General features: G+C 33.9%; 15 protein-coding genes. All 15 read right to left on the reverse strand.

Translation table 11 applies throughout. The features are described from left to right. Positions 1–3: 3 nt before the first annotated feature. A complete protein-coding gene (locus tag OEW74_RS16970) occupies positions 4–399 on the reverse strand; it encodes a hypothetical protein (protein WP_265429601.1) in 396 nt (131 codons plus the stop codon). A gap of 99 nt (positions 400–498) precedes the next feature. Further along, positions 499–1,086 (reverse strand): HAD family hydrolase, encoded by a 588-nt coding sequence (locus OEW74_RS16975; protein WP_265429602.1) that lies wholly within the window; start codon positions 1,084–1,086, stop codon positions 499–501. Between the two features lie 7 nt (positions 1,087–1,093). After that, positions 1,094–1,819 (reverse strand): SDR family NAD(P)-dependent oxidoreductase, encoded by a 726-nt coding sequence (locus OEW74_RS16980; protein ID WP_265429603.1) that lies wholly within the window; start codon positions 1,817–1,819, stop codon positions 1,094–1,096. Next, positions 1,820–3,136 (reverse strand): FAD-binding oxidoreductase, encoded by a 1,317-nt coding sequence (locus tag OEW74_RS16985; protein WP_265429604.1) that lies wholly within the window; start codon positions 3,134–3,136, stop codon positions 1,820–1,822. Between the two features lie 2 nt (positions 3,137–3,138). Then, positions 3,139–4,050, reverse strand: a complete 912-nt coding sequence (locus tag OEW74_RS16990) for a UbiA prenyltransferase family protein (protein WP_265429605.1) — start codon at positions 4,048–4,050, stop codon at positions 3,139–3,141. Between the two features lie 109 nt (positions 4,051–4,159). Continuing rightward, positions 4,160–4,849, reverse strand: coding sequence for an OmpA family protein (locus OEW74_RS16995; RefSeq protein ID WP_265429606.1), 690 nt, complete (start codon positions 4,847–4,849; stop codon positions 4,160–4,162). 20 nt (positions 4,850–4,869) lie between these two features. Then, positions 4,870–5,367 carry a lipocalin family protein gene (locus OEW74_RS17000; RefSeq protein WP_265429607.1) on the reverse strand — a complete coding sequence of 166 codons (498 nt, stop codon included), beginning with the start codon at positions 5,365–5,367 and terminating at the stop codon, positions 4,870–4,872. A 126-nt stretch (positions 5,368–5,493) separates the two neighbouring features. Continuing rightward, positions 5,494–7,179, reverse strand: coding sequence for a S8 family serine peptidase (locus OEW74_RS17005; protein WP_265429608.1), 1,686 nt, complete (start codon positions 7,177–7,179; stop codon positions 5,494–5,496). A gap of 72 nt (positions 7,180–7,251) precedes the next feature. Next, on the reverse strand, positions 7,252–7,866 hold the full coding sequence (locus tag OEW74_RS17010; RefSeq protein WP_265429609.1) for a WbqC family protein: 615 nt from the start codon (positions 7,864–7,866) through the stop codon (positions 7,252–7,254). Between the two features lie 105 nt (positions 7,867–7,971). Beyond that, complete coding sequence (gene lepB, locus OEW74_RS17015) at positions 7,972–9,615, reverse strand: signal peptidase I (RefSeq protein ID WP_265429610.1); 1,644 nt, start codon at positions 9,613–9,615, stop codon at positions 7,972–7,974. Positions 9,616–9,727: 112 nt separating this feature from the next. Further along, positions 9,728–10,429 carry a 4-hydroxy-tetrahydrodipicolinate reductase gene (gene dapB / locus OEW74_RS17020; RefSeq protein ID WP_265429611.1) on the reverse strand — a complete coding sequence of 234 codons (702 nt, stop codon included), beginning with the start codon at positions 10,427–10,429 and terminating at the stop codon, positions 9,728–9,730. A 41-nt stretch (positions 10,430–10,470) separates the two neighbouring features. Then, positions 10,471–11,109: a DUF5683 domain-containing protein gene (locus OEW74_RS17025; RefSeq protein ID WP_265429612.1), complete on the reverse strand. Its 639-nt coding sequence runs from the start codon at positions 11,107–11,109 to the stop codon at positions 10,471–10,473. Continuing rightward, on the reverse strand, positions 11,110–12,000 hold the full coding sequence (locus OEW74_RS17030; RefSeq protein ID WP_074231864.1) for a ParB/RepB/Spo0J family partition protein: 891 nt from the start codon (positions 11,998–12,000) through the stop codon (positions 11,110–11,112). A gap of 60 nt (positions 12,001–12,060) precedes the next feature. Continuing rightward, positions 12,061–12,834, reverse strand: a complete 774-nt coding sequence (locus tag OEW74_RS17035; protein ID WP_265429613.1) for a ParA family protein — start codon at positions 12,832–12,834, stop codon at positions 12,061–12,063. A gap of 165 nt (positions 12,835–12,999) precedes the next feature. Next, on the reverse strand, positions 13,000–13,848 hold the full coding sequence (locus tag OEW74_RS17040) for an energy transducer TonB (RefSeq protein ID WP_265429614.1): 849 nt from the start codon (positions 13,846–13,848) through the stop codon (positions 13,000–13,002). Positions 13,849–14,301: the final 453 nt, after the last annotated feature.

The following is a 14,301-nucleotide window of genomic DNA, read 5'->3' on the forward strand; positions in this document are numbered from 1 at the left end:
TTTTTATTTTGAAGATTTTAATTGTACTGAAGTGAACTGATAATTTGAAGGAACTGTAAAGATAAACCAAGGATTTGAAAGTACCTGAATCTCCATTCCGCCAGATTCATACATCGGAACTTCTACATACAGCACATTATCTTTTACAGAAATATTCTTGATTTCTCTTATGGTGTGATCTCCGGAATTAAACCTTCCTAAATTATACAAGACCACTTTTTTATCTTTTGGAAAAACAGGAAACTTTATCGCTGGTTCATTTCCTACTTCTACAAGAGAAATGCCCTGCATAGATGTTATTATCTTCTGAAATTCCTGTTCATTTTTAATGATTACAAAGCCGGGCTGTTCGGTTCCGCCCTGTGATTCAGACTTTATAATTTCAGCTTTACTCTGCATGTCTTCAGATTTTTGTGCAATTGTGCTTGTGCAACTCATTATGACTGCAAAACAAAAAATCAGCAGTTTATTCATTTTACTTTTATTAATCCTTCAAAATTAATGAAAAAATTGGTAATGACCTTCATTTGCCCATTTCAGCATTGGTTTATCTCCCGACGTATCTCCGAACGCTATGATTTTATCGTACTTACTGTCTGAAATTTCTTTTTTTATACGCTCCAGTTTTTCTACACCGTTGCAGTTTTTGCCTATAAAATTGCCTGTAAAAATCCCATTTTTGAACTCTGCCCGTGTCGAAACAAGATTCATTTGTAATTTTTCTGCAAAAGGTTTAGTCCAAATATCAAGAGAAGCTGTCACCATAAGACTTTGTGTATTTTCTCTATCTATATTTTTAATGAATTCTAAAGCATTCTCTCTAACGATTTTAGGATAATTTTCCTCAAAAAATTGTTTCGATTTTTCTTCAATTTTAGATTGGAGCTGACCTTTTAAAACAGAACCAATGAAACTTTTCTTTACCTTTTCCGTTTCAGCCAATCTTAATTTTAATAAAATAAAAAGCGGAATATGCTTCAAAAACTGCACCCGAAACTTAGATGGATTATAAAATTTAAGATACATAAACATCGTATCTTTATAGGTGATGGTTCCGTCAAAATCAAAACAATACAATTTTTTCATGCTACGGCTAAAGCTTTAATTTTTTAAATATAAACTCAGGAATATTTTTGATAATCATCATAATAACGCCCCAAATCGGTAAAACGTATGCCACATTCTTTTGTTTTTTGAAAGCCTTGTAAATACATTCTGCAGCCTGTTTCGGAGTTGCAGTCAATTTCGGATTTAATGGTAAACCTTCCGTCATTTTTGTTGCCATAAAACCCGGTTTTACGGTTAAAACATGAACCTTTTTTTCGAAAAGATAATTTCTAAGACCACTCAAATAAGCTGTAAAAGCCGCTTTTGCACTTCCGTAAATAAAGTTACTCTGTCTTCCACGATCACCTGCAACAGATGAAAGACCAATGATTGTTCCTGATCTTTTGCTTTCAAATTTCTGTGCAAAATAATTCATGACAGGAACCAGCTTTGAATAATTAATATCAATAATCCGTTCTGTATTTTTATTGTCATACAACCCATCTTCTGTGCTTTCACCCAAATATCCGGTTGCACAAATCAGAAGATTTGAATTGACGTGATCAAAATCAAAATAATTAATTTCTTTTGTTAAATCGAGCTCAATAATTTCAGATTGCTGCAAAAATTTCACATCGATATGTTTTGCAAAACGTTCCGTTGCGTCTTTGTTTGAGGTAAAAAGATAAATTCTTTCATATTTTTCGCCTTCCTGCAAAGCTTTTTCCACAAAAGCCTGCGCTACTTCAGAGGTACTTCCGAGAACTATCATTTACTTATTATTTAAGATTCTTTTGTGCTGTAAAGACACAAATTTAGAGCTTTCTACATTTTTAAGATAATCGGTCAGCGAAGATTTGCTCATGCTGTCTTTGGTAAGATAAATTCTCCCTCCAAATTCCTGCACAGTCTTATCTAATTGTTCGACCAATTTTTCCAGCTTAGAATTTACCTTAAAATCTAACGCCAAAGTATATCCTTCGATTGGAAAAGAATTATATGCTTCAGGATTATTTTTCCCGAATAATTTTAAAACAGCAAGGAAAGAACCGTTTCCGCTGTTGGCAATGGTTTCAAGAATTTTTTTCATTCCTTCTTTACCATTTTCTTTTGGAATCACCATTTGATATTGGATGAAACCTGATTTACCGTAGATCTTATTCCAGTCATTAATCGCATCCAACGGATAGAAATAGGTTTCGTAATCGATAATATTCTTTAATTCTTTTTGGGTTTGTTTTTTATAATATAACAGATTAAAAAGCTTTACAGTAAGAGCATTCAAAATAAATCCCGGAAAATAGAACGGAACTGTAGGGGAAAACTTTTTCTTTAATCGTAAAGGATTTTTTGAAAACTTCTGAGGAAGTTCGTGCGCAAAAGCATGTTCACCTCTCATCAAAATACTTCTTCCGATATCTTTTCCTTTTTGCAGACAGTCGATCCAGGCTACAGTATAAGTCCAGCTTTCGCTTTCATCAAACAATCTGAATATTTCGTCTAAATTTTCAGCTTTAATACTTTCCTGACGAATGTAGGCTGTTTCTATATTTTTTAGCTTAAATCGAGCTGAAAGAATAATTCCGGTAAGTCCCATTCCACCGATTGTTGCATAGAATTTTTCAGAATTTTCTTCTTTTGAACAGATAATAATGTCACCATTTTCTGTCATCAATTTAAAATCGATCACATATTCTGAAAAGCAACCTTCAGAATGATGATTTTTCCCATGAACATCAGATGCAATGGCACCACCAACAGAAATAAATTTTGTTCCGGGAGTTACATAAAGAAAATAACCTTGCGCAACCGATATTTCTAAAACATCAGACAGCAAAACACCCGATTCACATTCTATAATTCCGTTTAAACGATCAAAACTGATGAATTTATTTAATTTTTTAGTCGAAAAAATACTTTCACCCAATGAGGCATCACCATAACATCTTCCGTTTCCTCTTGCAATAACCTCGTTATGATTCTGTACAAATTCTTTAATCTTTCTGAAGCTGTCTTCCGACTTCATCTCTTTTTCCACGATAGGAAAATTGCCCCAGTTTGTAACTTTCTGTATGAAATTTGGCTTCATAATTACAGTAAATTAAAATTAATAATACTGTGTTTAAAATAAATCAATATTAAAAACGAGACCACCCACAAAACCAGAGTAACCTGAATATAACGATCTCTGTACAAAATTTTTGTAGGAGATTCTGTACGATTATAAACCAATGTCTGCTGCAAATATCTTAAAAATGCAAAAACAACGAATATAACGGTATAAAAAATACTTGAATGTGATTTTTGTTGAACTTCAGGAGAAAGCGTAAACATCAGATAGCAAATAATCGCCAAAGTAACAGAAATTGAAAGTGCAATATCTGCAAACTGTACATTATAACCATCTAAAGATTTTCTGGTCTTCCCGGAAATTTGTGCATTAATGAGCTCTCCTCTTCGCTTTCCTATTGCTAAAACCAATGCCAATACGAAGGTCAGTAAAGTTGCCCACTGCGAAATAAAAATTCCTGTAATATAACCTCCTGCCTGTACACGAAGAACGAAACCTATCGCAATGATAAAAATATCAATAATCGGAACGTGCTTCAACTTGAATGTATACGCAAGATTCATCACAAAATAAAATGCGATAATGAAAGCAAATTTCCAGATTGGACGATGAAAATAGAATTGAGCAAATAGAATGAGCGCTACATCTACGATGATTAAACCAATCAGAATGCTTATTGCTGTTTTCTTTGAAACGGCTCCGCTTGCAAGCGGACGTCTTCTTTTTTCGGGATGCTTTTGGTCTGCTTCAATATCGTTATAATCATTGAGAATATAAACAACACCTGCAGCCAGAGAAAATATGATGAATGCAAAAATACTTTTACTAAGTAAATCTAAATTTTTAACATTGCCAGAGAAAAAAAGCGGAACAAATACAAAAAGATTTTTTACCCATTGTTCTACCCGAAGGAGTTTTAAATATTTCTTCATTAATGTGGTTTCGATTGCAAAAATAATGATTTATGATAAAAAAATCAGGTATAAAAATACAAAAAAACCGCCAAAGCGGTTTAAGAAATAATATTTATATGTTAAATGACTATTGACCTTGCTGTGCGTCGTTAATCATTTTTTCATTTGCTGTAATGGCAAACTCTACTCTTCTGTTTTTAGCTCTTCCTGCATCTGTATCGTTTGAAGCAACCGGCATAGATTCTCCTTCACCTAAAGCGAACAATCTGCTTGATGCAATTCCTTTAGTCATCAAATAAGATTTCACAGAATTGGCTCTTCTTTCAGATAATTTTTGGTTATAATCATCTGCTCCTTTGCTATCTGTATGTCCGTAAATATTGATGTTTGTATCCGGATTATCTACTAAAACTTTAGTTAATTTATCAAGATTTGTTTTAGCAAGTGCAGTAAGGTCCGAAGAATCGAATGCAAAAGTTACAATACTTTCGTTCATTGTGATCTTAATACCATCTCCTACTCTTTCTACTTCTGCACCAGGTAAAGTTTCTTTAATATCTTTTGCCTGCTTATCCATTTTGTTACCGATAACGTTACCTGCAACACCACCAATAATACCTCCTAAAACTGCTCCTAATGCTGCGTTTTTACCTTTCCCAACATTATTCCCCAATACACCACCGATTACAGCTCCTGAAGCAACTCCTACTGCAGTACCTCTCTGTTGGTGATTAGAATTTTGTACGGCTTCACAACTTGTTAATAACAAAGCTGATGATAAGAATAATGCTGCTATATATGTTTTATTAAATTTCATTTTAAAATGTTTTAAGTTAATTATTTAGTGTAATCCATTCCTGTTCTTTCGAAATTGTAAACCACTCTGATCGTATTTCCGTCGAATGGTACATTCTGTTCTAAAGAAAACTGATCTGTTGTATTATTAATTACAGTTAAAGTATATCCTGCAGTATTTTGTTTAGCTTTTGTACCGTCTGCAATTTTTTTAAAGGTAAAAGTATCTCCTTTAATATCAACTTTAATTGCCTGAATCACACTTGGGCAAGAACCACCTCCGTTTAATGTATAAGAGCCGGAATAATTATTCGGAATAAATCTCCAGTGACTTCCTACAAAACATTGTGCATCTGCACCCTCATCAAAAGGTTTGATTTTGTATTGCTTATCGTAATTGATGCTTACAATCTGCCAATCTCCTTTCATTTTAAGAAATTCTGATCTTACATTTTGTGCGTCTTTTGCCTTCTGAACCGTGGAACAAGACACTGCAAAAAGCGAGCATCCCAATATACCTGCAAGTAATAGCTTTTTCATATTGTAGTTTTATTATTTTAACATTAAAGATAATACAAAAAACCATGCCAAATTTTACTTTATTAAAAAAAATAAAGCCTGAGAAAACTCAGGCTTTACTTAAATTATATTCAATCTATCTGATTATTATTTCTTTACAGATTTCTTAACAGGTCTTGATTTTTTCACTGTTTTGGTTTTTACAGTGTTCGATTTTCCATCGTAGAAATTATTGTAAGCATACTCTGCAGCTTTTTTAACATCGATTACTCCACCTGCTTGAGATTTTTCTCCAAATTGGTTTTCTGAACTCAAATTACTGGTCTTTACCAAAGCCTCAATGATCTGTGCCGGTTTAAGATTTGGCATATAAGCCAACAATACCGCCGCTGCTCCCGCTGCAACAGGTGAAGCCATAGAAGTTCCTTGCTGATAGCTGTATTCGTTTGTAGGAACTGTAGAATAAATCTCTTCTCCCGGTGCAAATACATTCACCATTTTTTTATTGTAATTTGAGAAATCAGCTCTCAATTCGTTGTTTCTATTGGTACTTGCTCCCACAACCATTACATTATTTACGAAAGGTGCTTCGTCTGTAATGTTTTTAAAATTGGTAGGATAAGCCAAATGTTCTGCAACATCTTCGTTTTCGTTTCCGGCAGCTTTTACTAATAGTACGCCTTTATCCTGAGCATATTGAAATGCATCCCAAACTACATTTTTACCTGGCGAAACAGGTTTTCCGAAACTCATATTCAAAATTTTCGCTCCGTTGTCTACTGCATATCTTATTGCGTTTGCAACATCTTTATCTCTCTCATCACCATTAGGAACCGTTCTTACAGACATAATTTTTGCAACTCTCGATGCAACTCCGTACTGCACTTCTTTTCCTTGCGGTAAACCCGCAATAATTCCTGAAACATGCGTTCCGTGTTCAGCATCCGGACCTTGGTAATGATTATTCCCATAATTTCTTTCAGAATAATCATCATAATTATCGCCTACAATTTCTGCTCTTGGGTCATAATTAAGATCATATTGCTTAGCCATCGGACCAAAGTGATCCAAAGCTCCTTTCATCTCTTCTTTAAGCTTAGATTCTACTTCTGTTGCTGGTTTTCCTGCAAATTCAGGACTTTTAACAAGATTGGCAAGAATTTCCAATGCTACTGCTTCTAACTGGGTTGAAGGTTTTTTATTTTTAAGAACTTCAGCCGTTAAAGGTTGACCTCCTAAAATTGTAACCATTGAAGGAATAGACTCATTAATCATCGTAACACGCTGAAAACTCTGTCTTGCATCAATACTTTTTTTAGTAAACAATTCTTTAGATTTCATATACATTGCAAATTCTTCCGGCATTTTTGCCTGATTTGCTTTGTTCTGAGTAGAATTATCGCCTTCAAAAACAGGTTTGTATTTTGCCACAACTCTGGTAACTTCCATATTATCTATATCGATATCACCATTTTTACCACCAATAAAATTCCAGCCGTGAATATCGTCGATATAACCGTTTCCGTCATCATCTTTACCGTTGTTTGGAACTTCATTAGGGTTTGTCCACATATTTTTCACCAATCCAGGATGATCTACCTGAACTCCGCTGTCCAAAACACCAACAACTACCGTTTTAGGTTTTAAACCTTTCGATTCTAAAAATTTGTATGCATTTTCAGTATTAACACCATAAACTTTTGTCGTCGCAAAATCTTTATGATACCAAGTCATTAAGTCTTTATTTTCTTTTGGATCAACTGCAGAAGTTTGCTGAGCTGATGAATAAGTAAAGCCTGCTAAAAAAACTGCGGCTAACATTACCTTTTTCATATGTAGAATTTATTTAATAATCATCTGTAAAGCAATATCTTTATATTTTAACAATGATACTGCGTTGTTTGATTATAGTTTTTTAATATTTTTAATATAAGTCATCGATTCCGGGCCTTTGTTACAAATAAGATCCACAATCGACAAATCACTCAAAAATCCGAGTTTATCTGAAAAGGTCTGATAATATTCTGCCATCTCATATTCTGAAGGTATTTTCGCAGAAAATTTTCCTCTAAAATTAACCTCTTCCGGATTTTTGATATATTCTTCATTCAAAGAGTATGCCTTTTCTGTTTTTAAAATATCTAAAATAATTTGAATGCTTTTGATATTAAAATCTAAAAGAAATTTCTCTTTGTTTTCAAAAAGTTTCTTCAGCTTATCTTCATAATATTCAAAATACGGAGAGCTTTGATATGCTGTTTTTATAGATTTCCAATGAAGATTTTGCCAATCTTCGCGGTAAGAGATTTCAGTGCTTTTAAACTCGCGGTTTCCGTTGTGATTAATCGGAATAATTAATGAAAGCTTTCCGTTGGCTCCAAAAATATTGGTGCGGTTTCTAAAAGTCTGTTTTGGGAAATTTTCAAACTGTTCAAAAGTCACTTCATTTTCTGCATTCAAAAATTCTGAGAACCATGAAATGGGTGGTAAATAAAATACCGGTAATAATATATTCTGCATAACTATTATATAGAAAAATGAAGTATTTTTTCAAACACTTCATTTTATTATTTTTTAAATTGATATTTAAAACTCTGTCAAAGATTTTCAACTTTAACAAAGTAATTATATTTCGTCTTCTTTTTTCTTCTTGCCGAATAATTTCATAAAATATTCCCAGCCAAAGAAAAGAACAAGTATCATTGCTGCAATCCACCAGTAAGATGCTTTATTTGCTTCTCCTGTATTGGTTGCCTTAAACATTCTTTCCCAACGGATTTTAAACGGAGCCTGATAAGAAGAGCTTGAATCTTTAAAAGCACCTTGTAAACTCATCCAGGTAAACATTGGTTTTCCAACGATATTTTCTTCAGGAACAAAACCAAAGAATCTCGCATCTAAAGAAGCATCTCTGTTGTCTCCCACCATCATATAATAATCCTGTTGGATTGTATATTGATTGGTTTCTTTTCCGTTGATGAAAATTTTTCCGTTTTTATTTTCTAATGAATTATGTTCGTAATTTTTAATAATCCACTGATATTCAGGTAACGTTTGCTGATTAACAGTAACTACATCACCTTTTTTAGGAATTTTTAGTGGTCCGTATTGATCCTGATTCCATCCACTGTTAATCGGGAAAATAGAATTCGTGGTATCAATTTTAGTTCTTGTCTCATCACGATATGCAATCGCTGATTCACCTTTTGGCTGAATATGTTCCTGCATATCAATTACCTGAGGAAGTTTTTTAATTTCTGCAGCGGTTTTTGCAGTTAAGCCTTGAAAATAATATACAAATCCTCCTTTTTCATTCTGTCCTTCCTGAACAGGCAAAAATCCAAAAGTATTATATAAACTTGGAATGTCTAGCTGACTTCCTGTGTTTACAATATATCTGTGCTGCACTTCCTGATCTCCTAAAACAGTTTCCGGTTTTCCGTTAACGAAAAGTCTACCATCTCTCATTTCAAAAGTATCTCCTGCAACTGCCACCAATCTTTTTACATAAGGATCTGCTCTGTCTAGTGAAACATGCACAGAATCTCTCGGATAGTTGAAAACGACAATATCATTTCTCTGAGGTTTGCTGAATTGGAAAATTCTTTCGTAAGGTAATTTTATTCCTTCAACATAAGATTTAGGATCATCTTTAGGATTTCCCGGTTCACCGGTATCCATAATCGTTCCCTGCAAGAAAGGTATTGCGACAGGACGCATCGGCAATCTGTAACCGTAGCTCCATTTATTTACAAAAAGGAAATCTCCAACCAATAAAGTTCTTTCCATTGAACCAGTAGGAATTCCGAAAGGTTGTGTTACAAAAACATGGATAATGGTTGCAAAAACTACCGCAAAAGTGATTGATCCCATAAAAGTATCTTTCTTTTTTGCATTTTTTTCGTCTTCCGTTAGATATAAATCATTTTCGTCTTCAATCTCGGTATCTTTAGAATAATTTACCGTTGCCATATAGATAAACGGCAAAATCACAGTCAGCAACTGATCTTTGAATAGGCTTTTTCCAAATTTTTTCATTAAATACAAATGAAAAACACTCATCATAATAGGACCTACAATAGGTAAATATGATAAGATTGCCCACCATTTCGGATGTTTCGTTTCTTTAAGAATAATGAAATAATTATAGAAAGGGATAAATGCGAATAACGGACTATACCCTAATTTCTTAAACAGCTTCCAAGTGGAAATCCCCATCAATACTGATAAAATGAGAACATAAACTGTATACGTTAAAAAATAATTCATAAATTTTTGTGCCTAATCTGTAATTATGATTAATGAGCTATGTGTAATAAGTAATAGATTCTTATACAAATTCTCTATTATTAGTTTGCAATGTAGGGATTTTGTTACAAATCTAGAGTCCTAAAACATCTTTCATTGTAAAGTTTCCTTTTTTATCTTTAATCCATTCTGCAGCAACTACCGCTCCTAAAGCAAATCCGCTTCTATTGTATGCGGTATGTTTTATTTCAATTTCGTCTACTTCACTTCTGTAATACACAGAGTGAGTTCCCGGAACTTCATTTTCACGGATGGCAAAAATACCCAAGTTTTTATCCTGAGTTTCTTCCAATTTCCATGCATCAAATTTATTATTGTTCTTAATGATTCCTTCTGCTAAAGAAATAGCGGTTCCGCTCGGAGCATCAAGCTTATGAATATGATGAATCTCTTCTAACTGGCAAGAATATTCATCCACATTTTTCATTAAATCAGCCAGTTTTTCGTTTAAAGCAAAAAATAAATTCACTCCTAAACTAAAATTTGAACCATATAAAAATGCAGTTTCGTTTTCAACAGCCAATTGTTCAACTTCAGATTTTCTTTCCAGCCAACCTGTTGTTCCACAGATTACCGGAATTTTATTTTCAAGACAAGCTTTAATATTATCAAAAGCCACTTCAGGAAGTGAAAACTCAATCACCACATCCGGATTATTAAGGTTTTCAGCGGTCGGAGTTTCTTTCAGTCGGGCAACAACTTCATGTCCTCTTTTTGAAGCAATCTCATCGATAATCTTCCCCATTCTTCCGTATCCAACTAATGCTATTTTCATAAAATTTTAAAACTTATTATCTTACTATTTATTATCTTTTTCTAGAATCTGAAACTTAAAGCTAAACCTGTTTTTGGAGGATTAGTATTAAAATCATCATAGATTACCGCAGGAGCTAATGTTAAATCAGGATCTTTACGACCTTCATACAAATGTGCATCTACAACAGCGTCTACAATATTTAAAATATAAATTAAACCTGTAATTGCAATTGCATAATCTCTCTGTCTTTTCACTCGGTCTTGTGCATTTCCCAATGCAACTTTATCAAGAGTCGGGTTTCTATCTAGGAAATCATTTTGAGCACCATTAAGTTTTGCAACATAATATTCACGGTACTTTTTATACTGATTTTGGTTCCAGATTGCAATACCTACTCCGGTTCCTACAGCACCCCAAACAATAGGTACTTTCCAGTATTTTTTATTATAAACCTGTCCCAATCCCGGTAAAACTGCAGAATATAGACCTGCTTTTGTAGGATTCAGTTTTTTTACTTTTAAAGATGCGGGAGCATTTGCTTTTTCGATATCTTCAACAACTTTAGCTTCAGCTTGGGGCTTTACGGCAGGAATACTATCAGTCGCATAATGCTCTAATCTGATGGTATCTCTTGGGTTGGTTTGCGATAAAGCCAGCCCTGATAAAAAAAGTAAAAAGATGAAAGCTATTTTTTTCATTTATTTAATATGAGATAAAATATATTCCAGCTCATCTTCATTTTTAAAATCTAAAACAATCTTGCCTTTTTTACCGGTTCCTGTTGTTTTTATCTCAACTTTTACATCAAGAATATCTGCAATCGTTTTCTGTGCTCTTTTATAATTATTAGAAAGCTCAGCTTTTGCTCTTTTAGCTGCCGGAGATTTCGGATTTTTCAAAGCAGCAGCTGCTTGTTCAGACTGACGTACATTCAGTTTTTCTTTGATAATTAAATCAAATAAAGTTTGCTGATGTTCTTCATTTTCAAGACTGATGATCGCTCTACCGTGACCTGCAGAAATTTCTCCGCTACGGATTGCATTCTGAATATCCGGACTCAACCTCAATAATCTGATTGAGTTGGTAATCGTACTTCTGTCTCTTCCTATTCTTTGGCTTAAATTTTCCTGAGTAAGACCAATTTCCTCCAAAAGTCTGTGATAAGTAAGTGCAATCTCGATGGCATCAAGATCTTCACGCTGAATATTTTCCACAAGAGCCATTTCAAGAAGCTCCTGATCATTCACCAAACGAATATATGCCGGAATCGTCGTTAATCCCGCAATTTTACTCGCTCTGAAACGTCTTTCCCCAGAAATAATTTCAAACTTTTCACCGTCTTTTCTTAACGTAATAGGCTGAATAACGCCTAAGTTTGTAATTGACTGTGCAAGTTCGTTTAATGCTTTTTCGTCAAAATAAGTTCTTGGCTGTGTCGGGTTCGGATAGATATCTTCAATGGAAACTTCCATGATATTTCCCACAAATTTATCTGCTCCCTCATCAGTTGCTGTATTGACCGTAGCTTTGGATTCTGCACTTAAAATTGCTCCCAAACCACGTCCCATCGCTCTTTTTTTGTCCTTCATTTTTGTATAAATGATTATTGATTAATGATAATTGATTAATTATTAAATACAAAAATCATTTTAATTTTTTACTAATTTTTCGTTTCTCAACAACACTTCTTCTGCAAGCTGAATATATTGGATCGCTCCTTTACTTTCGGCATCATAGTTCAAGATACTTTCACCAAAACTTGGCGCTTCACTTAATCTTACATTTCTGCTGATAATTGTTTCAAAAACCATTTCCGGGAAGTGTGAGTTTACTTCTTCTACCACCTGATTTGAAAGTCTTAAACGGCTGTCGTACATCGTTAACAATAATCCTTCGATATCTAAATCTTTATTATGGATTTTCTGAACATTTTTAATCGTGTTCAAAAGTTTCCCAAGACCTTCCAAAGCAAAATACTCACATTGGATTGGGATAATTACAGAATCTGCAGCTGTTAAAGCATTCACTGTAATCAAACCTAAACTTGGCGCACAGTCGATGATGATATAATCGTAATCATTTCTTACTTCCTCTAATGCCTTTTTCAGCATATACTCACGTTGATCTTTGTCTACCAATTCAATTTCGGCAGCTACCAAATCGATGTGAGAAGGTACGATATCCAGGTTTGGAGTTGTAGTTCGCTGAATACAGTTTCTGGTTTCAACACTGTGTTCTAAAAGATTATAGGTAGAATACGGAACTTCTTCCACGCCAAGACCGGATGTTGCATTTGCCTGTGGATCTGCATCAATGATTAAGATTTTCTTTTCTAAAACTCCTAATGCTGCAGCTAAATTTACGGCAGTAGTAGTCTTTCCTACTCCACCTTTCTGATTAGCGATACCTATAATTTTTGCCATTGCTCAAACTTTAAGCATCAAAAATACACTTTTTTCTCTGCTCTTGGGGAATCACTAAAACGAAAATAGAGTTAAAATATTGTTAACAAGCATTTTAGATATAAAAAAAATTATCCACAAAAATAAATCTTTGTGGATAAGTGTTGAAATTTATATTTGAGGTTATTAATTATCAAATTTCATTGAAATAGGAAACTTAAAATAACTTCTTACAGATTCTCCTTTTTTATTTTTACCCGGAATCCATTTTCCTTTTACGGCTTTTATGGTTCTGATTGCTTCTGCGTTGAAAGAAGCATCTTTTCCGTGGGTTTTAATATCTGAAATAGTACCGTCTCTTTCTACAATAAAAGTAACTGTTGTACTTACGCTACCTTCGTCTTCAAAAGCTGAAACATCAAATCTGTTCATTACTTTACTTCTAAAAGCATCGATGCCTCCTTCGAATTTTGCTGTTACACTTAATTCATCTGTTCCTTTTACCGAATTATCAGGTCCCGGATCAGTTGGTACAACAATCTTTGGCGGAACAACCGTTCCAGGTCCAGAGACAGTATGTGTTGGTGCATTAATCGTTGGAGCAACTGGAGCTTCTAAATCATTCTTCACTCCTGCAATTGCATCTTTAGGAATATCTTTTACAATATTACTCTCATCTGCATTTCTTGTAGGAGTAGCAATTGTAGCATTATATTGCTTTACGCTCGGAGGCGGTGGTGTTACCTTTTCAGGTGGAGTCACTTTTTCAGGGAGCTTTACTGCAGGCTCATCTGGAATAACCAGAACGAATGGTTTTTCAGTGTCTCCAGTTGACTGTGTTTCTACAGTTTTAAAAGCAGAAATGACAGTTGGAATAATAGAAACCGCAGCTAATAAACCGACACCTATAAAAAATGCTTTGGTTAAAATTCTGTCTGATTCTGTTCTTAATACATACGCACCATACGCTTTGTTACGGTTTTCGAAAAGGATTTCGTTCAGCCGAAATTCCTGGTTGTGTTCTAGGTGTTTCATCACTATAAAATTAAAATTGTTAATATATAGATTATCAGTTTTCAATACTATTTGAAATAATCTTTAAAGCACTATCAAAATTTCTGCCAAAAACTTAATAAAAATTTAACCTTACGACAAAATCAGTGTTAAAGTTTAAAATTTAACTATTTTATGGATAAGGTTTTTGAGGCTGGTTGATAGTTGATAGTTGATGGAAGTTACATGATCGAGAATAAACATCATGATTGAAATAGCTTTTTTAATTCCCCTCCTTTGGAGGGGTGGCGAAAATTCGGAAGAATTTTTGACGGGGTCGTTTTAGAATGCAAATAAACTCGCTACAACTTTACTTAAAAGGGAAAACCACTTTCCTAGCCCCGATGTTCTATGTTAATATGCAAATTCTTTAGGTTAAAATTTTAAAGTTTTTCTGATAATCTGATTGATAAGCTATCTTATTTTTTACTACTC

Origin of the sequence: Chryseobacterium sp. YIM B08800, from assembly GCF_026163565.1 — a bacterium.
GTDB lineage: Bacteria > Bacteroidota > Bacteroidia > Flavobacteriales > Weeksellaceae > Chryseobacterium.